We start from the raw sequence: 19,016 nt of genomic DNA on the forward strand, positions 1-19,016 counted from the left end.
CCGAAGACCCCAGCCCTCGCTCGCGGTGGCGCAGGTCGGGGTTCTTCGGTGGCCTGGGGGTGCGGTGATGTTCGTCCGCGCTCGCGGGCCGGGATGGAGGTCGGTTGGCGGGATCTTAGCGATAGGCGGCTTTTCCGCCACTGTCTCGGGCGCCCCCCTCCCGGCCACCATGGGGGGCGTACCAACGGGTCAGAGAAGGGAAGCCCCGATGTCCGCTGTCACCTCCACGCCGGCCGCCGACAACACCGCCGCGCTCGCCCACTTCGCGGCGCGGCTCGCGTTCGAGACCGATGTGTCCGATGTCGCGTCGGACCTGGCCGGCAAGGTCCCCGGCGTCGTGGTGATCGACTCGCGGAGCCTGGAGAGCTGGAACCAGGGCCACATCGAGGGCGCCATCCACCTGCCCACCGCCGAGATCGCCGCCAGGGCGGCCGATCTGGTGCCCGCGGACGTGACCGTGGTGACCTACTGCTGGGGCCCGGGGTGCAACGGCGCCACCAGGGCCGCGCTGGAGTTCGCCAAGCTCGGCTACCGCGTCAAGGAGATGCTCGGCGGCTTCGAGTACTGGGCGCGCGAGGGCTTCCCCGTCGAGACCGCGGGCGGTGTGACCAGGAACCCGGTCGACCCGCTCACCGCCCCCGTGTCCGGCATCGCCTGCGCCTGCTGACGCCCGCGGACAGGGGCCGGTTGGCGCCCCCGGCTGTAACGCGGCGGCCGGGGGCGATCATGTTCTACCCCGTCCAGCGTGCGTCAATCACGGAGATCACGTGCCCGCTGGTTGAAGCGCCCGACCTTGGCGCGATTGCCGCAGCCCTCCATCGAGCACCACCGCCGCCTGCCGTTCTTGCTCACGTCGGCGAACCACAGGACGCACGCGGGATTGGCGCACTTGCGCACCCGTTCGGGCCGCTCGCGCAGCAGGTTCACGAAGGACTCGGCGACCACCCACGCCGCGTGAAACGAGGGGTCGTCGAGCACCAGTTCCTCGTACGGCTCCGCCCCGCGCAACCTGGGCCGCCGCGCGCCGTGGTCGAGGACGGCGTTGAGCCGCGACGCGTCGCTCTCTTCGAGGACGGCCCGCATCGCCGCCCGCACCTCCACGAGCCGTTCCCGCGCCGTCTCGTCCTCGGCAGGCAGGCCGTGCCCCTCCAGCCAGCGTCGCACGTCGGCGGGATCGTCGAGGAAGTCGACCCACGCGTCCCGCTCGACCCAGTGGGTGTCGACGAGGTCGAGCGGAAGGGGCTCACCCAGCAATGGCCTGTTCACACCATCAATCTTAGCTTGACCGGTTAATGGATGGGCGTGGTCAGCGGCTCAGCAGGGCCTCGGCGATGGCGATCTCGTCCTGGTTGATCCTGGCTTCGCCGTCCTCCAGGTCCCACAGCCCGTCCTGCAGCAGGCGGCCCAGCGTCCATCCGACGGCCCGCTCCCGATCCAGCCCCAGCCTTTCGACCATCAGGTCGAACCGCCTGAGCACCGTCCCGCGCACGTCCGTGGACGGCCGGCGGTTGCGCAGCGCGGGCATCAGCTCGAACCCGGGGTCGCCCACCAGCGGCTTGGGGTCGATGGCGAGCCATGGTTCGCGCGCCCCTGCCAGCACGTTGCTGTAGTGCAGGTCCCAGTGGAGCAGCCGGTCTCCTGCCTCGCCGGCCAACTCGCGTACGGCGGCCGCGCTTCGCTCCAGCCACACCCTGTCGTCGGGGTGGGCCTGGGGCAGCAGCTCGGGCGCCTCCTCCAGCATGCCGGAGGCGATGTCGCCGAGGGTCCGCATGCCCTCGGGCCCCGGGTGCGTGACCAGGCGGGCGAGCAGGTCGGTGAGGATCTCGAGCGCTCGCTCGCAGTCGGGCATGGCCTCGAGCGAGCGGTCGCCGTCGAGGCGTTCGAGCAGGAGGGCGTTGGCCCGGTGCGGCGAGGTCGGCGACGGGACGGTCGCCTCGTCGAGGAGGTGGACGATCCCGTCACCCGCCCACGCGCGAAGGCCGGGGCCCTCGCCGATGTTCTCGCCGGTCGCGGGCTGGAGCTTGAGCGCGGCGAGGGTGCCGTCGGCCCGCCGTACGGGGATGACGAGCGACACCATCCCGTGCAGCACCGCGCCGTCGGGGCGCAGGTCCCAGCGGTCGAGGAAGTGCTCGGCCAGGCCTGGCAGGTCGGCCGTCCACGAGGGGCCCGCGTCGTCGGCGTACACCAGGTGGTGTGCCGCGAGCTCCTCGGGGACTTCGATCATCAGAAGTGCCAGGGGAACGGCGACCAGTCGGGGTCGCGCTTCTGCAGGAAGGAGTCGCGGCCCTCGGCGGCCTCGTCGGTCATGTAGGCGAGGCGGGTGGCCTCGCCGGCGAAGAGCTGCTGGCCGACCAGGCCGTCGTCGATGAGGTTGAAGGAGTACTTCAGCATCCGCTGCGCGGTGGGCGACTTGCCGTTGACCTTCCGAGCCCATTCGAGCGCGGTGGACTCCAGCTCCTCGTGCGGGACGACGGCGTTGACCATGCCCATCCTGTGGGCGTCGGCCGCGGTGTAGGTGTCGCCGAGGAAGAAGATCTCGCGGGCGAACTTCTGGCCTACCTGGCGGGCCAGGTAGGCCGAGCCGAAGCCGCCGTCGAAGCTGGCCACGTCGGCGTCGGTCTGCTTGAAGCGCGCGTGCTCGGCGCTGGCGAGCGTCAGGTCGGACACGACGTGGAGGCTGTGGCCGCCACCGGCCGCCCAGCCGGGGACCACGCAGATGACGATCTTCGGCATGAAGCGGATGAGCCGCTGCACCTCAAGGATGTGCAGGCGGCCGGTCGAGGGGGTGCCGTCGGCGTACTGGTAGCCGTCCTTGCCCCTGATCCGCTGATCGCCGCCCGAGCAGAAGGCCCAGCCGCCGTCCTTGGGTGAGGGGCCGTTGCCGGTGAGCAGCACGCAGCCGACGTCGGTGGCCTGCCTGGCGTGATCGAACGCGCGGTAGAGCTCGTCGACCGTCTGCGGCCTGAAGGCGTTGCGCACCTCGGGCCGGTTGAAGGCGATGCGGACCGTGCCCTGGTCGACGGCGCGGTGGTAGGTGATGTCGGTGAAGTCGAAACCCTCGACGACCTGCCAGGCCTTGGGATCGAACAGCTCGGAGACCATGGTTCAAGAGCCTAACGGATCTGCTCCTCGGCCCATTCGGCCCATTCCCGCTGGGCCGTGGTGAAGCGCAGGCCCCATTCCAGCACGATCCTGCCGTAGACCGACAGGTTGTCGTCGCCCTCCTCGACCGCCGCCCTGATCCCCTCCAGCGCCTCGTGCCGGGAGGCGGCGACGGTGGCCTGGTCGCGCAGGCCTCGCGCGACTTCTTCGACAGGACGTGGAAGGTGATCGGCGGCACGAGCGACCCGACGCCGCACGCGGGCGCGGCCGTCCTGCACCGCTGGACACTCGACCTCTCCCTCGGCACGGTAAAGGAGGAGCAGCTGGACGACCGGGGCGTGGAGTTCCCCACGTTCAACGAGGACCGCCTCGGCCGCGCCGGCCGCTACCTCTACGCGGTCACCGGCGGCGAGGTCGTCAAGTACGACACCGAACGCGGAACCAGCACGGTGACGCCGGTCGACGGGCACGCGGGCGAGGCGGTCTTCGTGCCGAAGGCCGGCGCCGGCGCGGAGGACGAGGGCCGGCTGATGTCCATCGTGGACGACAGGCTCCTCGTGCACGAGGCCACCGACCTGCGGGAGGTCGCCTCCGTACGGCTGCCGCGCCGCGTCCCCGCCGGATTCCACGGCAGCTGGATCGCCGACTAGCTAGCCCACCGCGCGGCCTTCGGCCCTCAGCTCCGCGAGCAGTTCGCCCTGGTCGGCGAGCATGTCCGTCAGGATCCGCCGCGCGTCGATGAGCAGATGGGCCACGTCTGGACTGGAGAGTTCGTAGACGACGGTCGCCCCGTCACGGGTGGCGCTCACGATTCCCGCTCTGCGAAGGACCGCGAGCTGCTGGGAGAGGCTCGAGGCCTCGACGTCGATCTCGGTGAGGAGATCGCGGACCGGTCTGGGACCCTGCCTGAGGAGTTCTAGCACCTGGATGCGCACGGGATGCCCGAGCGTGCGGAAGAAATCTGCCTTGGCCTGGTACAGCGGAACGGGCATGCAACTATCGTAATATAGCGAGTTGCACAATTCTTCAACTTGATAGGATGATGGCGGGCATCGAGGGAGTGGAGCCATGGGGCGAGGCAGAGCCAAGGCGAAGCAGACGAAGGTCGCTCGCGAGCTGAAGTACACCAACCACCACATCGACTACGAGCGCCTGCGCGAAGAGCTCGGCGCCGACTCGTCGAGGGACGACACGGGGACCACGGAGCAGTCGCGCGACTCCGCGACGTCCTCCGGGTGACCTTTATCACGGCATGACGGGCGATCAGCTGGGCATTGACCTGGCGTGATCGCCCGAAACGGGCAGATGGTCGCCGCGCTGGCCGTCACCCAGACCGCAGGCTACGGCGTGCTGTACTACGCCTTCTCGGTCTTTCTCCAGCCGATGCGGGTGGAGCTGCGGGCGAGCATCACCCAGGTGGCGGGCGCGCTGACGCTCGCCGTCCTGGTGTCGGGCCTGGTCGCGCCGCTGGTCGGGCGGGTGCTCGACGCCAGGGGCGGCAGGACCCTGATGACGGCAGGCTCGTTGCTGGGCGCGCTCGCACTGCTGGCGTGGTCGCGGGTCGGGTCGCTGGCCCAGCTCTATCTGGTGCTCGCGGCCGTCGGCCTGTCGTCGGCGATGGTCCTCTACGAGGCCGCTTTCGCCGTGGTCGTGGCCTGGTACGACGCGGCCCGCAGGGCGCGGGCGCTGCTCGCGGTCACGATCGTGGCGGGGTTCGCCTCCAGCGTCTTCATGCCGCTCACGGGCCTGCTCGTCGACCGGTACGGCTGGCGCTCCGCCCTGGTGGCGCTCGGCGTCGGCTACGGCCTGGTCGCCGTCCCCCTGCACTGGCTGACCTTGCGTGACAGGACCTCGGTCGCGCCGGAGCCCGGCTACGTCAGGAGCGCCCTGCGGGAACGGCCCTTCTGGCTGCTGGCCGCCGCGTTCCTGAGCCAGACCGGCGCGGTCGCGGTCATCGGCGTGCTGCTGGTGACGTACCTGATCGCGCTCGGACATGCCCCGCTGTTCGCCGCCACCGTCGCGGGACTGCTCGGGGTGCTGTCGGTCACGGGCCGCCTGGTCACGACGGGGCTGCAGGCCCGCCGGCCGACCGCGCTCGTCGCCGCCGCGGTGTTCGCGCTGCAGGGTCTCGCCGCGGCGCTGCTTCCCCTGGTCGGTCACACGGTGGCGGGCGCGATCGGCGCCGTCACCCTGTTCGGCCTCGGCTTCGGCGTCGGCACCCTGGCCCGCCCCGCGCTGCTGGCCGACCGTTACGACACGGCCGTCTACGCCACGCTCAGCGGCGCGCTCGCCCTGCCCATCACCGTCTCGAAGGCGGTGGCCCCGCTGGCGGCCGCCGCCGGCGCGCAGGTCATCGGGTATCCCGCGGTGATGGCGGGAGTGTGCGCGGCCTGCCTGGCCGCCGCGTCGTGCCTGGTCGGCTACGAGCGGGCGGCGTGAATCCGGTTCTCGCCCGCCATGAGCTCCGCCGTACGGTCGGCGGTCGCCGCAGCCCACGCGCCGGTCGTGAGGCCGCCGACGGCCAGTACCGCGGCTCCGCAACCCGCGATGATCCACCACGCGGTAGTGCCCGCGGGTGAGGCGGGTCCGGTGGCGGCGATCACCGAGCCGATGACCGCGACTCCGAGGGAGATGCCGATCTGGCGGCTGGTGGAGGCGATGCTCGCGGCGACCCCTGCCTGCTCGCGGGGCATGCCGGACACCGCGGTGTTCGTGATCGGCGCGTTGACCATCCCGAAGCCGACGCCGAACAGGACGTAGGCGGTGAACATGAGCGCGTCCGACCGCCAGGCGCCGAACGCGGCGAACAGCACGCCGCTGGCCGCCATGGCCAGGCCCGCCAGCAGCGTCGGCAGCCTGGGACCGCGGGCGCCGACGATCCGCCCCGACAGCGGCGCGAAGAGCAGCGTCATCGAGGCCATGGGGAGCATGTAGAGACCCGCGTGGAGCGCGTCGAGGCCGCGCACCTGCTGCAGGTACAGCGTGTTGATGAACAGGAAGCCGCCCAGCGCCGCGAACGCGCTGACCGCCAGCGCGGTCGCCCCGCTGAACGGCACGCTGCGGAAGAAGCGCATGTCGATGAGCGGTTCGGGCCTGCGCGGCTCGTAGATCAGCAGCCCTGCCAGCGAGAGCGCCGCCAGGGCGAAGCAGCCGAGGATGAGCGGCGAGGACCAGCCCTTCGCAGGCGCCTCGATGATGCCGAACGTCAGCGAGCCCAGCAGCGTGATCACCAGCAGCTGTCCCACGGGGTCGAACCTGCGCGCTCTCGGGGCCTTGGACTCCGGCACGAACAGCGCGGTCAGGACCAGCGCGGCGACGCCGAGCGGCAGGTTGAGCCAGAAGATCGAGCGCCAGCCCAGCGTGTCCACCAGCAGGCCGCCCGCCAGCGGTCCCGCCGCCATGCTGATGCCCACCACGCCGCCCCAGACGCCGATGGCCCTGGCCCTCTCGCGCGGGTCGGTGAAGACGTTGGTGATGATCGACATGGCGACGGGGTTGAGCATCGACCCGCCCACCGCCTGGATCATCCGGAAGACGACCAGCCAGCCCATGCCGGGAGCGAGGCTGCACAGCAGCGAGCCGAGTGTGAAGAGCAGCAGCCCGAGCTGGAACACCCTGCGCCGGCCGTACCTGTCGGCGGTGGAGCCCGACAGCATGAGCAGTGAGGCCAGCACGAGGGTGTAGGCGTCGATCGTCCACTGCAGGGCGGAGACGGGAGCGTCGAACTCCCGTTGCATGGACGGCAACGCCACGTTGAGGACCGTACTGTCGAGGCTGACGATCAGCAGGCTCATGCAGCAGATCGCCAGCACCAGTATCCTGCGGCGATAGGTCACCTTTGTACGGTAACCGTGTGCCTCAGGATGGCCGCGGCCAGGGTCTCGTGCACCTGCGGCGCGAGCATGTGGCCCATGCCCTCCACCATCAGCAGCTCCGCCCCGGGGATGGCCTCGGCGATGAGCGCGCCGTGCCCCGGCTTGGCGGGCTCGTGCGTGCCCTCGATGACGAGCGTGGGCGCCTTCACCGTGTGCAGCACGCCCACGGGTTCGAACGCCATGTCGGCCGCCGCCGCGAGCCGGTGGTTGGCCGACGCGGACAGGTCGAGGGCCCGCTCGTGCAGCCGCTCGGCCTGGCGGCGCTCCTCGTCCTCGTCGAACGGGAACCCGCCGCCTGCCAGCACCCTCGCTTCGGCGAGCTGGAAGTCGATCTGCTCCCGCCTGGTCACGGGCGGGGGAGAGGTGATCATCTTGCGGTAGAAGTCCACGAACGCGGGCGTGGGAGGGGGCAGGCTGCCCTCAGGCTGCTCCTCGCCCATGAGCGCGCGCATGACGGTCATCCCCTCCTGGCGGCCCAGGGGCGAGGAGCCGATGGCCGTCAGCGTCGACACCCGCTCGGGGTGCTCGACCGCGATCCACTGGGCGAGCACGCCGCCGGCCGAGTGGCCGACCAGGTGCGCCGACTCGATCCCGTGGGCGTCGAGCACGGCCAGCGCGTCGTTCTTGATGTCGTGCCAGGTGTACGGGTCGGCCGCGAAGTCGATCGTCTTGGAACGGCCGGTGTCGCGGTGGTCGTAGCGGATCACCCTGCGTCCTCTCGCCGCGAGGCGGCCGACGAAGGCGTCGGGCCAGCTCGCGGGGCCCTGTGACATGGAGCCTGCGATGAGCAGGACGGGCGGGTGGGCGGTGTCGCCGAACTCTTCGGTGAAGATCGTGTTTTGCATGACTAGAGCATCTCGTGATGAGAGTCGCCTGCCATCTGTAGGACTACTAGTGCCAGTTCGGTACGGGAGCCGACGCCGAGTTTCGGATAGATCTTGTAGAGGTGGTACTCCACCGTGCGCGGGCTGAGGAACAGCTGGGCGGCCACCTCCTTGCTGGACGCGCCCGCCGCCACCAGCTTGGCGATGCGCAGCTCCTGCGGGGTGAGCGCGCCGAGCACGTCACGCTCCGGCCTGGCCCGCGCCTCTCCCGCCGCGCGCAGCTCGTCGCCGGCCCTGCGCGCCCATGGGCCCGCGCCCGCCCGCTCGAACGTCTCCATCGCGTAGCGCAGGTGCGGGCGGGCGTCGCCTGGACGGTGCAGCCTGCGCAGGCGCTCGCCGTACAGGAGGGCGGTCCTGGCCCGCTCGAAGCCCTCGGGATGCAGGTTCATGGCCTCGTCGAAAGCGGCGTCATCGCCGGTCAGCGCCCTGCACCTGGCCAGCAGCGCCCTCGCCTCCTGCGTGCGGGCGTCGGCCGACCAGCGCTCGTAGGCGGCGAAGGCGGCGCGGGCCGCGTCCAGCTCGCCGCAGCGCACCGCGGCCTCCACCCGGTCGGGCGTCGAGCGCCACACGGCGGTGGGATGCCCTGTCGCGGCCAGCGCCGTGAACCGGTCGTGGGCCGCCGCGTGGCGTCCCATCCCCAGGTCGAGCAGGCCCAGCGCGTAGCGTGCCGTGCTGGCGCGCAGTCCGACACGGTGCGGGATCGCGATCGCCAGCGCCTCGTTGGCGAAGCGGGCGCAGTCGTCCTCGCGCCCCTGGAGCGCCGCGACCGCTGCCAGATTGGCCAGGTGCGCGGCGACCGAGTTGGTGTAGCCGGCCTCGCGGGCCAGCTCGAGCCCCTCCTCGGCGATCGCCGCGCTGTGGGCGAATCTTCCCTCGATCCGCTCGGCCGTCGCCACGAACTCCAGCACCACGGGTAGCTGCCCCACCATGCCGGAGACCCTGGCCGCGCGGCCCGCCCTGGCGACCAGCTCGACGGAGACGTCGGCCTCGCCCAGGTAGCTGGCCGCGGCCGAGGCCCACAGGAACTGGGCGGCGTCATGGAGCTCGCCGGTACGGCCCAGCGCCCCGCGCAGCAGCAGCGCTCCCTTGTCCCGCTCGCCGCCGAGCATCGCCCCGATGCCCGCCACCGCGTCGCGCAGGAAGCTCGGGGGAAAGGCCTCGGCACGGCGGCCGATCGCCACGAGCGCCTCGACGTCGCCCACGTAGGACGCCGCTTCCGAGGCGTCGGCCAGCATCTCCAGCGTGTCGCCCGAGGACAGGATGCGCAGTGCCTCAGCCGCGTCACCGGAGTTGAGCTCGAACCTGCCTCTGAGCTGCGCGAACTCCGGCCGGTCGGCGAGCGACCTGGCCTCGGCCAGGCAGCTCTCCGCCTGCCCCGGGCGCCCTCCGAGCCAGGCCGAGGTGGCCGCCGCGGCCAGCCGTACCGCGCGCCGCTCCCTGTCAGGCGTCAGCTCCGCCGCCCGCACGAGCGCGGTGGCCGCGTCGGCGTAGCCGCCGCGCGCCTTCGCCCGCTCGGCGGACGCGCCCAGCTCGGCCGCGACCTCCTCGTCCTGGCCCACCGTCGCCGCCGCCCTGTGCCACGCCCGCCGGTCGGGGTCTGCCACCTGTACGGCGAGCGCCCGGTGCACCTCACGCCGTCGCATGGCGCTGGACTCGGCGCAGACGGCCGACCTGACCAGCGGGTGCCTGAACCTGATCGCCGAGTCGACGCTGATCAGGCCGGCCGACTCCGCGGGCCTGAGCGCGGGCTCGGCTGTGTCCGCGGCCTTCAGCACCACGTCGAGGTCGCCCCTGCCTTCGAGCGCGGCCACCAGGAGCAGGTGCCGGGTGTCCTCGGGCAGGCGCCGCACCTGCTCGCCGAAGATCCCCGCGCCCACCGGCAGCGGCTCGGGCAGCGGTGCCGTGCCGGCCAGCTGCGCCGGGGTCAGCAGCTCCACCGTCTCGTGCAGGGCCAGCGGGTTCCCCCCGGTCAGCTCGACCAGGCGCGCGACTACCTCTCGCGCGGGTTCGGCCCGCTCGGCGAGGAGGGTGACGGCGCTGTCCTGGTCGAGCCCCCTGAGCGGCAACTCGGGCAACCCCGGCGTGCGCGCCTCCCCGCGGACGGCCAGCAGCATCGCGATCCGCTCGCTGCCCAGCCGCCTGGCCGCGAACAGCAGAGCGTCCGCCGACGCCTGGTCGATCCACTGGAAGTCGTCGACCACGACCAGCAGGCCCCCGGGCTCGGCGGCTTCGATCAGGAGGGACAGGACGCCCGCGGCGACGAGGAACCGGTCGTCGCTGCGGGCGGCGGCCAGGCCGAGCGCCCCGGCCACCGCGTCACGCTGCGGCTCGGGGAGGGCGTCGAGCTCGGCCGTGACGGGGCGGAGGAGCTGGTGGAGCGCCGCGAACGCCAGCCCCGCCTCGCTCTCGGTGCCCGTGGCCCTGAGCACCCTCAGCGGGCCGGCCTGCCCGGCCGCGTGTTCGACGAGGGCCGACTTGCCGATCCCGGCGTCGCCGCGGACGACGAGGGCCTGGCCGTGGCCCTTGTCCGCGGCGGCCAGGACGGCGGTGATGGCGGCTTGCTCGGCGGCTCTGCCGTACAGAACGTCTTTCTCACGCACCCGCTTGAGCCTACGAGCCGCCGCCCGTCAATCGTGCACAGGGTATTGGAATGGAGTGTTCCGTTCTGCTATAGTGGAGACATGATCCTCACCGAGGCGCACGAAGCCCTCCGCACCGTCATCCGCAACGTTCCCGCCGACGGCTGGGACCTGCCCACCCCCTGCGCCGAGTGGAACGTCACCCAGGTGCTCCAGCACGCCGCCGGCGACCAGATCGGCTACGCCGCGTTCATCACCGGCGGGCCGATGCCCGAGGAGAACCCCTTCGCCCCCTCGGGCAAGCTGGCCGACGCACCCGAAGAGGTGGCGGAGCGGGCGATGAAGGCCTCGGCCGACGCGTGGGCGACCGTGTCACCCGACGCCCAGGAGGTCCCGGTCCCCGTGCCGCCGAACACGATGACCTACACGCTCGGCATCGGGGCGTGCGCGCTCGACGCCGCCGTCCACGCCTGGGACATCGCGAAGGCGACGGGTCAGCCCTCGCCGCTCACCCCGGCCATGGCCCGCGAGCTGCTTTCGATCGCCGAGCAGCACATCGAGCCGCTCAGGACGTACGGCGTCTACGCCGCCGTCCTCGACCGCGCGGAGGGCGACGACGACGTGGCCGTCCTGCTGCGCTACCTCGGCCGCGATCCCCACTGGACCGCCTGAGTCCCGCCTCGGAACGGCGGGCCGCTCACCCCTGCCCGCCGACGCCGAGCCTGCGCCTGACCGCGGCCAGCTCGCCCTTGAGCCTGTCGACCTCCGAGCGCAGGTCGTGCAGATCGGTGTTCTCCGTCTCGCCCTGGGGCTCGCTCGCGCCCGCCTGCCGGGGTACCGCGTGCCTGCCCGCGTCCTGGGCGGCCGCGGGACCGCTGGCGGTCCCGTGCGCTGCGGGACCCGAGGCGGCGACGGGGCCCGAAGGCGCGGCAGACCCCGGGGCGACGGCCGGACCCGAGGGCGTGGCGGGACCGGAGGGTGCGACCGGACGCGGCGGCGCGACCGGGCCAGAGGGGAGGTCGTGGGCGGGGTCGGGGCCAGGGGTGGGGCGGGAGCGGGTGGCGCCCGCGGGGGAGTACCGGGAAAGGGGTCTCTCCATCATGAAGGCGCGGGCGGTGGAAGGATCCTCGGACGCCCTGGAGAGGATGACCGCCCCTGTCGGAACCGGGGGCGAGACGGGCGCCTCCTCGTTGTCGATGCGTTCGTCCCGCGTGGCGGTCCACCGGCTGAGCACGCCGTCGACACCGAGACGGCCTCCGCCGAGCGTCAGCAGCATCAGGCAGGCGGCCGCGAGCGCCACCACGAGCTCCCAGCGCGGTGCGCCGTTGAAGATGCCGTTGCGCGCCTCGACGAAGATCCCCGCTCCGGCCATGTCGATCAGCAGCGCGAACGCCGCGATCCGCACCCCGAGGCCGGCGACGAGCATCGCCCCGCCGATGATCTCGGCACCGGTCGCGAACAGGGCGGCGAGCTGTGGGCTCGGCACTCCGAGCTGGGTGAAGTCAGCGGTGGTGCTGTCCATCCCCGCGTGCCACTTCTGCAGGCCGTGGGCGATGAAGATGATGCCGACCATCACACGGGCGACGAGCAGTGCGAGGTCGCTGCCGATTCTCTTTGTCATGAAGATCCCCCCAGTTCCCTTTCTTCCCTCCTGTACGACGAAAGCGTTGTATGTCGGAATTTGTGAGGAGAGGTTTGACCTGCGCTATGCATGTCAGGGATCCCATGCGAGGCGATTAACGAGGAGTGACCGGAAAATCGCCTGAATGGGTGTTCTGTCGGCTTATCTGCCGGGCAGCATGTGTCGATGGAGCTCTTTCCCGCGATGCCGTACGAGGAATGGCTCGAGACCAAGGACACCTTCCACAGGTTCGCGCAGATCGTCGGGAAGGTGCGGCTGGCCGCGAGCCCACGTCGCAACCACTGGTGGAACGTGCCCTTCCACCTGACCGGCCGCGGCCTCACCACCAGGCCGATGGGCCTGCCCAACCCGTTCAGCATCGACTTCGACCTGGTCGGCCACCGCCTGATCGTCGACAGGGTGGACGGGCGCAGCGCGGAGTTCTCGCTGGTCGGCCAGTCGGTCGCCGGGTTCTACGCCAGGCTCTTCGAGATCCTCGACGACTTCGGGATCGACGTGGAGATCCAGGCGGTGCCGTACGACATGGCGGACGGGACCCCGTTCGCCCAGGACACCAGGCACGCGGCCTACGATCCCGTGCTCGTCAACCGCTACTGGACGGTCCTGTCGCAGGTCGCCCAGGTCCTCGAGCGCTTCGCCGCCGACTTCTGCGGCAAGACCAGTCCCGTGCACCACTTCTGGCACACCTTCGACATCGCCGTCACCCGGTTCACCGGCAGGGTCGTCGGCGCGGCGCCCGGAAGCGACGCCGTGGCCAGGGAGGCCTACAGCTGGGAGGTGATCAGCGCGGGCTTCTGGTTCGGCGACGAGGAACGGCCGTGGCCCGCCTTCTACTCCTACACCGCGCCCGAGCCGAACGGCCTGCACGAGCAGCCGCTGTGGCCCGACTGGGCGGCCTGGATCCCGTCGAGAGGCAGTCATCTGGCGGTGCTGAAGTACGACGACGCCAGGCAGAGCGACGACCCGGTCACCACCGTGCTCGGCTTCCTGGCCAGCGCCTACCAGGCGGGCGCCAAGCTGACCGGCTGCGACGCGGCCAGGCTGGCCAGCGTGGACGGCGTCACCGATCCCTACCTGGAATCGACCTGACCAGGCGATGAGCACACGACCGGCCCCGCCGTGAACACGGCGGGGCCGGCAGTGCTGCGAGCACGGCGGGACCGGCGATCCCGGGGGCTCAGAGGAGCGCCCTGCGCCTCAGCGCGGCCAGGCCCGCGGCGGTGAGCGCCAGCGTCAGCGCTCCCATGACGGCCACGGGCGCGAGGGCGAACTCCTCGCCGGAGAGCACCATCGGCAGGTTGGGGAAGGGCACGACGTACTTGGCGATCCAGTAGTCGATGCCCATGATCGGGCCGAGCACCTCGCCGAAGAGGTTGACGAACAGGAAGGCCGCCCAGCTGATGCCCGCCGCGGCCTTGGGCAGCAGGCCGAAGGCGAGCACGCCGACCCCCGACAGCACCCACACGGCGGGCACCTGGACCAGCGTGCCGGGAAGGACGCCCAGCGGGTCGCCGACGGCCAGCCCCATCGCGAGTCCGGACGCCACCAGGATCACCACGCTGCCGCCGAGGGCGAACACCAGATGGCTCCACGCCCAGCGCAGACGGCCGACGGGGGTGGCCAGGACCAGTTCGGCGCGTCCCGCGACCTCCTCGTTGCGCAGGCGGAGCAGGGCGAGCAGCGGGTAGAGCGCGGCGACGTAGCCGAGGCTGAGCGCGATCAGCCACAGGTAGGCGTCCGTCATGCCGACCCCTTCGCCCGCGGTGTAGCGGCGCAGGAACTCCTCGACCGCGGCGCCCTGCCTGGAGACCTCGGGAATCGACAGCGCCAGCGCGCCCAGAACCAGGCCCGCGATCGTGTACCCGATGGTCCAACCGGCCAGCAGGCCCCGCTGCAGCCGCCATGCCAGGGCCAGCGGGCCCCGCAGCGAGGCGGAACCGGCAGGGCCGGGCCGCTGCGGGATGACGCCGTGGCCGACGTCGCGGCGCGCCGCCAGCCGGTAGGCGACGGCCACGGTCAGCGCGGTCAGCGCGACGCTGGGGAGCAGGGCCGCCCAGTTGTCGTCACCGTACGGCCTGACCAGATGGCTCCATCCCTGCGGTGACAGCCACTTGAGCGCGGTCAGGCCGCTGCCGTCGGCGATGAATCGCAGCAGGTAGCTGACGCCGATCCCGAGGGCGGCGAGCCCGATCGCGGTGCGCGCCCCCTCGGTCAGCTGCGCGGCCAGCGCGCCGACACCGGTGAAGACGAGCCCGACCGCGGCGATCGCGGCGCCGAAGGCCAGTGAGCCCCCCAGGTCGTAGCCCATCGCGGCCATCGACAGGCCGGCCAGCAGGCCCGACAGTGTCGTCGCGGCGGCGGTCACCGTCAGCGCCGCGGTGAGCGGCGCGAGCCTGCCGACCACGCCCGCGCCCACCAGCTCGGCCCTGCCCGACTCCTCCTCGGCGCGGGTGTGCCTGACCACCATGAGCACCGCGAGCAGGGCGATGATCGTGTAGATCGCGTCGGCGTTCTTCCACACCGCCATCCCGGCCACGGTGGACGAGTGGACCTCGCCCGCGAACGCCGTCAGCGCCTTGTTGGCGGCCATCTCCCTGGCGAAGTCGCCGATCGAGGGGATGGAGGTCGCGTACCTGTTGGCCTGTCCCGCCGCCAGGACGGCAGGCAGCGCCATCCACGCCGGCGCGATCAGCCGTTCGCGGCGCAGGATCAGCTTGACGAGAGTCTTCATCGGTCGCTCTTCTCCGAGTAGTGCCGCATGAACAGGTCCTCGAGCGACGGCGGCCGGCTGACGAGGCCGGTGATCCCCGCCTCGGCCAGCCGGCGCATCACCTTGTCGAGGTCCTCGTCGTCCACCTGGAAGGTGATCCGCCCGCCCTCGACCGCCAGGCCGCGCGCCCACGGCAGGTCGGGGACCGGCCCCGACAGCGTGGCGGTGATGCTCGTCATGGTGAGGTGCCGCAGCTCGGCCAGGGTGCCCGACTCGACAGTGCGACCGGCGCGGATGATGCTCACCCGGTCGCAGAGCGTCTCGACCTCCGACAGGATGTGGCTCGACAGCAGCACCGTCCTGCCGCGCCGCCGCTCCTCCAGCACGCACTGCTGGAAGACGGCCTCCATGAGTGGGTCGAGCCCCGACGTCGGCTCGTCGAGGATGAGCAGGTCCGCCTCGGAGGCGAACGCCGCGACCAGCGCGACCTTCTGCCTGTTGCCCTTGGAGTAGGTCTTGGCCCTCTTGCGCGGGTCGAGCTCGAAGCGGTCCATCAGCTCGGCGCGCCGGGCGGCGTTGAGACCGCCGCGCAGCCTGCCGAGCAGGTCGATCACCTCGCCGCCGGTCAGTGAAGGCCACAGGTTCACGTCGCCGGGCACGTAGGCGAGCCGCCTGTGCAGCTCCGTGGCGTCCTTCCACGGGTCGCCGCCGAGCAGGACGGCGGTGCCTGAGTCGGCTCGCATGAGGCCGAGCAGGACGCGGATCGTGGTGGACTTGCCTGCGCCGTTCGGGCCGAGGAAGCCGTGCACCTCGCCCGTGTTCACCTCAAGGTTCAGGCCGTCGAGCGCGTGGGCCTTGCCGAAGCTCTTGCGGAGCTCGCGGACGGAGATCGCGGTGTTCATGGCTCGAAAACCTAGAAAATCCTGAGATCAGCCGGTATCGGGCAGGTGCCCAATGATGAGCGTGCGGATCCCGCCGGGCGTGCGCAGCGCGAACGTCATCCCCTCGACGAGCTCCAGGTCGTAGCCGACGATCTCGCCGCTCGCCGTGTGGAGCGCACCGCGCGGGTTGAGGCCGTGCAGCGACTGGTCCTCACCCAGCTTCACCTCGCCGAACAGCGTCCCAGGCCGGAGCGTGGGGTACTCGACGGGACCTGGCCGGTGGACGGTCTCGCGGAAGCCGTACAGGAGGGAGACCTCGGCGCCGGAGGCCGCGGCCATGGCCGCGCTCATGGCCGCGCCCTTCGTGATCACCGCGAGCTCCTCGTCCGACTGCGGCATCGTGCGCCGGAGGAAGCCTGGCCACACCGACAGGAACGTGACCTGCGGGAGCTGGCGGAGCACGCTGTCCCACACCGGGTACGGCACGCCGTCCAGCCCCACCACCCCGACCCGCGCGTAGTCGAGCCCCAGGTCCTTCGCGGCCTCGGCGATGCCGTAGGCGTGCCTGGCGGCGCGCGCCCCGCCCATCCACGGGGAGCGCGCTCCCAGGCAGACGGGGGCGCCGTGCCTGGGCACGATCGCGGTGGTGTCCGCGGCGTCGGTCAGGTAGGAGCCGTCGTAGGCGAGCACCGCCTCGACGTTCTCGCCGTCCATGAGGTCGCGCATGAGGGCCCAGCGGCGGTCCCGCTCGTCAAGGGAGAACATGGGCCGACGGTAGGAACCGGATGAGAATCCAGGTATCAGGCATTCGCCCGATATGTTGCCTGCCATGTTGCATGGCCGTCAGAAGGAGCTGGACCGTCTCCGCGGGCTCGTCGCCGACGCGAGGCAGGGGCACAGCGCCGCCCTCGTGATCCGTGCCGAACCGGGAACGGGTAAGACCGCTCTGCTCGGCGCCGCCGCGCACGACGCGGGCATCCGCGTGCTGCGCGTGGAGGGAGTGGAGACGGAGGCGGAGCTGCCGTTCGCGGCGCTCCACCTCATCCTGCGCCCGCTGCTCGGGGGGCTCGACGCGCTGCCGGAGCCGCAGGCCGACGCGCTGCGCGGGGTGCTGGGGCTGGCCGCGGGCCCCGGGGGTCATGACAGGTTCCTGACGGGACTGGCCACGCTGACGCTGCTGGCCGAGCATGGCCCGCTGCTGTGCCTGCTGGACGACGCCCACTGGATCGACCGCGCCTCGCTGGACGCGCTGCTGTTCGCCGCCAGGCGGCTGGAGGCCGATGGTGTCGTGCTGGTCTTCGCGACCAGGTGCGTGGAGCGCGACCTCTTCACCACGGCAGGGCTGCCTGAGCTGCGCCTGGAGGGTCTGGAGCGGGCCGCCGCGCTGGAGGTACTGGCCGAGCGGGCCCCCGGGCTGCCGCCGGCCACGAGGGACCGTGTCGTCGCCGAGTCGGGCGGCAATCCGCTCGCCCTGATCGAGCTGCCCCGCATGGACGTCGACTCGCTGGCCGCGGGGCCGCTGCCGATCCCGCACCGCCTCCAGGAGGCCTACCAGGACCGCGTCGCCGCCCTGCCGCCCGACACCCGCACGTTGCTGCTCGCTCTGGCGGCCGAGGGCGAGCTCTCCGCCGCGCTCCAGGCGACGGGACTGTCCATCGCCGCGCTGGCCCCCGCCGAGTCGGCGGGCCTGGTCGCGGGCGCGGACTTCCGGCATCCGCTCGTGCGCGCCGCCGCCTACCAGAGCGCCTCGTTCGGCGAACGCGTCGCCGTCCATCGCGCCCTGGCCGACGTCACGTCGGACGAGCGCCGCGCCAGGCACCTGGCCGCCGCTGCCACCGGCCCGGACGAGGAGGTGGCCGCCGCGCTGGAGGCCGCGGCCGCGACGGCCCGCGAGGTCTCCGGTTACGGCGAGGCCGCCGCCGCGCTCGAACGCGCCGCCCGTCTCACCCCCGACACCGGCGAGCGGGCCCGCAGGCTCACCGCCGCCGCCGCGCTCGCCGCCGACTCGGGGCAGGGCGAGCGGGCCCGCGTCCTGCTCGACCAGTCGGCCCACCTCGCGGGGTCCTCGCAGGAACTCGTACGGCTGCGCGCCCGCATCGAGTTCGAGCACGGCTCACCCGAGTCCGCCTGGCGGCTCCTCCTCGACGCGGGACAGGATCTGCTCGTCGAGGCGGCCCGCGTGGCCTGGTCGGTCGGCGACGTCGAGGGGCTGCGCGCCGTCAGGGACCGCATGGGCGAGGGCCGTGCGGGCCTGGTCGGCGGGGCCGTGGAACTGCTCGGGGCCGACCCGGGAACGGGCCTCGACCTGATCAGGCGGCACCTCGGCGAGGCGCCTGAACGCAGGGACGGCCTGGACCTCAACCCCACCTCCTTCGCCCTGCTGTCCGGCGACTTCGCCACCGCCCGCGACCACCTGCGGGCGCTGGCCGCCGACCTGCGCTTCCGCGGCGCGATCGGCTGGCTGCCCGGCGTGCTCGCCGTCCTGGCGGAGACCGAGACGCTGCTGGGCTTCACCAGGGCGGCCGAGGCGACGGCGGGCGAGGCCGTGCGCATCGCCGAGGACACCGGACAGCGCAGGCACGCGGTCGTTGCCCGCGGGCTGCTGGCCCACGCCGCAGCGCTGCGCGGCGAACAGCCGGGCGGCGAGCTGGACGGCGACTGGGCCGAGCGGGCCCGCGCCGTCTACGACCTGCTCTCCGGTAGGTGGGAGTCCGCGCTCGACCGGCTCGGCCGCCTGGCCCATCGGCCGCACGGCGTGTGCTTCGCCGCCGACCAGGTCGAGGCGGCCGTCCGCGCGGGCCGTCCTGCCGAAGGGGCGCTTGGCAGGTACGAGAGCTGGGCGCTGGCGTCCGGCCTGCCGTGGGCGCTGGCCGTGCGGCAGCGCTGTCTCGCCATGCTCGCCGACGAGCCCGAGGAGCACTACGAGCAGGCCGTCTCGTGCCCCGACCTCCCTCTCCAGCAGGCCAGGAGCAGACTGCACTACGGCGAGTGGCTGCGCAGGTCCCGGCGGAAGAGCGAGGCGAGGATCCAGCTCAGGGCGGCCATGGAGGCCTTCGAACAGGCGGGGGCCGTCCTGTGGGCCGACCACTGCAGGGCCGAGCTCAGGGCGGCCGGCGAGGCCGTCGTCGCGCGCCCGGCGGACGGCTCGCTGTCCGAGCTCACCCCGCAGGAGCTCCAGATCGTCAGGCTCGCGGCCACTGGGGCGACGAACAAGGAGATCGGCGCCCAGCTCTTCCTCAGCCCGAAGACCGTCGGCCACCACCTCTACCGGGCCTTCCCCAAGCTCGGTGTCTCCAACAGGACGGAACTGGCCAGCCTGCATCTCACATAAGCCCATATAGTC

General features: G+C 72.2%; 19 protein-coding genes. 7 read left to right on the plus strand and 12 right to left on the minus strand.

Features of this window, described 5'->3' with window-relative positions:
- Nucleotides 1–208 precede the first annotated feature (208 nt).
- Nucleotides 209–667 carry a rhodanese-like domain-containing protein gene (locus tag ACFSKW_RS15700; RefSeq protein ID WP_379572958.1) on the plus strand — a complete coding sequence of 153 codons (459 nt, stop codon included), beginning with the start codon at nt 209–211 and terminating at the stop codon, nt 665–667.
- Between the two features lie 83 nt (nt 668–750).
- Here ACFSKW_RS15700 and ACFSKW_RS15705 read toward each other — a convergent pair whose 3' ends face one another.
- From ACFSKW_RS15705 to ACFSKW_RS15720, 4 genes are read right to left on the minus strand one after another with little or no spacing between them, the layout of a single operon-like run.
- Nucleotides 751–1,266, minus strand: a complete 516-nt coding sequence (locus tag ACFSKW_RS15705) for a CGNR zinc finger domain-containing protein (protein WP_379572959.1) — start codon at nt 1,264–1,266, stop codon at nt 751–753.
- A 40-nt stretch (nt 1,267–1,306) separates the two neighbouring features.
- Nucleotides 1,307–2,224, minus strand: a complete 918-nt coding sequence (locus ACFSKW_RS15710; protein ID WP_379572960.1) for an aminoglycoside phosphotransferase family protein — start codon at nt 2,222–2,224, stop codon at nt 1,307–1,309.
- Entirely contained in the window at nt 2,224–3,102 is an 879-nt protein-coding gene (locus ACFSKW_RS15715; protein WP_379572961.1) for a 1,4-dihydroxy-2-naphthoyl-CoA synthase, read from the minus strand. Before ACFSKW_RS15715 ends, ACFSKW_RS15710 begins: the two co-directional genes overlap by 1 nt.
- 11 nt (nt 3,103–3,113) lie before the next feature.
- A complete protein-coding gene (locus ACFSKW_RS15720; protein ID WP_379572962.1) occupies nt 3,114–3,359 on the minus strand; it encodes a hypothetical protein in 246 nt (81 codons plus the stop codon).
- On the opposite strand from ACFSKW_RS15720, the gene ACFSKW_RS15725 reads away from it, so the two are divergent.
- Nucleotides 3,327–3,752 (plus strand): carotenoid oxygenase family protein, encoded by a 426-nt coding sequence (locus ACFSKW_RS15725; RefSeq protein ID WP_379572963.1) that lies wholly within the window; start codon nt 3,327–3,329, stop codon nt 3,750–3,752. The genes ACFSKW_RS15720 and ACFSKW_RS15725 overlap by 33 nt on opposite strands.
- Here the strand turns inward: ACFSKW_RS15725 and ACFSKW_RS15730 are convergent, their stop codons facing one another.
- Nucleotides 3,753–4,094, minus strand: coding sequence for an ArsR/SmtB family transcription factor (locus tag ACFSKW_RS15730; RefSeq protein WP_379572964.1), 342 nt, complete (start codon nt 4,092–4,094; stop codon nt 3,753–3,755). It lies immediately after the preceding gene.
- A 76-nt stretch (nt 4,095–4,170) separates the two neighbouring features.
- On the opposite strand from ACFSKW_RS15730, the gene ACFSKW_RS15735 reads away from it, so the two are divergent.
- The gene (locus tag ACFSKW_RS15735; protein WP_379572965.1) at nt 4,171–4,341 is read left to right on the plus strand and encodes a DUF3073 domain-containing protein; all 171 of its coding nucleotides are present in this window, start codon (nt 4,171–4,173) and stop codon (nt 4,339–4,341) included.
- 45 nt (nt 4,342–4,386) lie between these two features.
- Nucleotides 4,387–5,541: an MFS transporter gene (locus ACFSKW_RS15740; RefSeq protein WP_379572966.1), complete on the plus strand. Its 1,155-nt coding sequence runs from the start codon at nt 4,387–4,389 to the stop codon at nt 5,539–5,541.
- On the opposite strand, the gene ACFSKW_RS15745 is transcribed toward ACFSKW_RS15740, so the two are convergent.
- Genes ACFSKW_RS15745 through ACFSKW_RS15755 form a run of 3 tightly spaced genes read right to left on the minus strand, consistent with a single transcriptional unit; the run spans nt 5,523 to nt 10,461 of the window.
- Nucleotides 5,523–6,938, minus strand: coding sequence for an MFS transporter (locus ACFSKW_RS15745; protein ID WP_379572967.1), 1,416 nt, complete (start codon nt 6,936–6,938; stop codon nt 5,523–5,525). The genes ACFSKW_RS15740 and ACFSKW_RS15745 overlap by 19 nt on opposite strands.
- Nucleotides 6,935–7,822 carry an alpha/beta fold hydrolase gene (locus ACFSKW_RS15750; protein ID WP_379572968.1) on the minus strand — a complete coding sequence of 296 codons (888 nt, stop codon included), beginning with the start codon at nt 7,820–7,822 and terminating at the stop codon, nt 6,935–6,937. The genes ACFSKW_RS15745 and ACFSKW_RS15750 overlap by 4 nt, the downstream gene beginning before the upstream one ends.
- A 2-nt stretch (nt 7,823–7,824) precedes the next feature.
- The gene (locus ACFSKW_RS15755) at nt 7,825–10,461 is read right to left on the minus strand and encodes an ATP-binding protein (RefSeq protein ID WP_379572969.1); all 2,637 of its coding nucleotides are present in this window, start codon (nt 10,459–10,461) and stop codon (nt 7,825–7,827) included.
- 81 nt (nt 10,462–10,542) lie between these two features.
- Here ACFSKW_RS15755 and ACFSKW_RS15760 point away from each other — a divergent pair, with 81 nt between their 5' ends.
- On the plus strand, nt 10,543–11,112 hold the full coding sequence (locus ACFSKW_RS15760) for a TIGR03086 family metal-binding protein (protein WP_379572970.1): 570 nt from the start codon (nt 10,543–10,545) through the stop codon (nt 11,110–11,112).
- Between the two features lie 25 nt (nt 11,113–11,137).
- Here the strand turns inward: ACFSKW_RS15760 and ACFSKW_RS15765 are convergent, their stop codons facing one another.
- Nucleotides 11,138–12,061, minus strand: a complete 924-nt coding sequence (locus tag ACFSKW_RS15765) for a DoxX family protein (protein ID WP_379572971.1) — start codon at nt 12,059–12,061, stop codon at nt 11,138–11,140.
- Nucleotides 12,062–12,247: 186 nt separating this feature from the next.
- On the opposite strand from ACFSKW_RS15765, the gene ACFSKW_RS15770 reads away from it, so the two are divergent.
- Complete coding sequence (locus ACFSKW_RS15770; RefSeq protein ID WP_379572972.1) at nt 12,248–13,171, plus strand: DUF5996 family protein; 924 nt, start codon at nt 12,248–12,250, stop codon at nt 13,169–13,171.
- A gap of 88 nt (nt 13,172–13,259) precedes the next feature.
- On the opposite strand, the gene ACFSKW_RS15775 is transcribed toward ACFSKW_RS15770, so the two are convergent.
- Genes ACFSKW_RS15775 through ACFSKW_RS15785 form a run of 3 tightly spaced genes read right to left on the minus strand, consistent with a single transcriptional unit; the run spans nt 13,260 to nt 16,438 of the window.
- The gene (locus ACFSKW_RS15775; RefSeq protein WP_379572973.1) at nt 13,260–14,813 is read right to left on the minus strand and encodes an ABC transporter permease; all 1,554 of its coding nucleotides are present in this window, start codon (nt 14,811–14,813) and stop codon (nt 13,260–13,262) included.
- Entirely contained in the window at nt 14,810–15,694 is an 885-nt protein-coding gene (locus ACFSKW_RS15780) for an ABC transporter ATP-binding protein (protein WP_379572974.1), read from the minus strand. The genes ACFSKW_RS15775 and ACFSKW_RS15780 overlap by 4 nt, the downstream gene beginning before the upstream one ends.
- A gap of 27 nt (nt 15,695–15,721) precedes the next feature.
- Entirely contained in the window at nt 15,722–16,438 is a 717-nt protein-coding gene (locus ACFSKW_RS15785) for a hypothetical protein (RefSeq protein ID WP_379572975.1), read from the minus strand.
- Between the two features lie 64 nt (nt 16,439–16,502).
- Between ACFSKW_RS15785 and ACFSKW_RS15790 the strand changes: the two genes are divergently transcribed.
- The gene (locus tag ACFSKW_RS15790) at nt 16,503–19,004 is read left to right on the plus strand and encodes an AAA family ATPase (protein WP_379572976.1); all 2,502 of its coding nucleotides are present in this window, start codon (nt 16,503–16,505) and stop codon (nt 19,002–19,004) included.
- The last annotated feature ends 12 nt before the right edge of the window (nt 19,005–19,016 follow it).

Origin of the sequence: Nonomuraea mangrovi (assembly GCF_042681425.1) — a bacterium.
Classification (GTDB): Bacteria; Actinomycetota; Actinomycetes; order Streptosporangiales; family Streptosporangiaceae; genus Nonomuraea; species Nonomuraea mangrovi.

Coding starts and splice junctions, on each gene's coding strand:
- ACFSKW_RS15775 (WP_379572973.1), bottom strand. CDS start 14,813: ATGAAGACTCTCGTCAAGCTGATCCTGCGCCGCGAACGGCTGATCGCG.
- ACFSKW_RS15730 (WP_379572964.1), bottom strand. CDS start 4,094: ATGCCCGTTCCGCTGTACCAGGCCAAGGCAGATTTCTTCCGCACGCTC.
- ACFSKW_RS15785 (WP_379572975.1), bottom strand. CDS start 16,438: ATGTTCTCCCTTGACGAGCGGGACCGCCGCTGGGCCCTCATGCGCGAC.
- ACFSKW_RS15735 (WP_379572965.1), top strand. CDS start 4,171: ATGGGGCGAGGCAGAGCCAAGGCGAAGCAGACGAAGGTCGCTCGCGAG.
- ACFSKW_RS15790 (WP_379572976.1), top strand. CDS start 16,503: ATGTTGCATGGCCGTCAGAAGGAGCTGGACCGTCTCCGCGGGCTCGTC.
- ACFSKW_RS15710 (WP_379572960.1), bottom strand. CDS start 2,224: ATGATCGAAGTCCCCGAGGAGCTCGCGGCACACCACCTGGTGTACGCC.
- ACFSKW_RS15780 (WP_379572974.1), bottom strand. CDS start 15,694: ATGAACACCGCGATCTCCGTCCGCGAGCTCCGCAAGAGCTTCGGCAAG.
- ACFSKW_RS15765 (WP_379572971.1), bottom strand. CDS start 12,061: ATGACAAAGAGAATCGGCAGCGACCTCGCACTGCTCGTCGCCCGTGTG.
- ACFSKW_RS15760 (WP_379572970.1), top strand. CDS start 10,543: ATGATCCTCACCGAGGCGCACGAAGCCCTCCGCACCGTCATCCGCAAC.
- ACFSKW_RS15770 (WP_379572972.1), top strand. CDS start 12,248: ATGGAGCTCTTTCCCGCGATGCCGTACGAGGAATGGCTCGAGACCAAG.
- ACFSKW_RS15750 (WP_379572968.1), bottom strand. CDS start 7,822: ATGCAAAACACGATCTTCACCGAAGAGTTCGGCGACACCGCCCACCCG.
- ACFSKW_RS15715 (WP_379572961.1), bottom strand. CDS start 3,102: ATGGTCTCCGAGCTGTTCGATCCCAAGGCCTGGCAGGTCGTCGAGGGT.
- ACFSKW_RS15700 (WP_379572958.1), top strand. CDS start 209: ATGTCCGCTGTCACCTCCACGCCGGCCGCCGACAACACCGCCGCGCTC.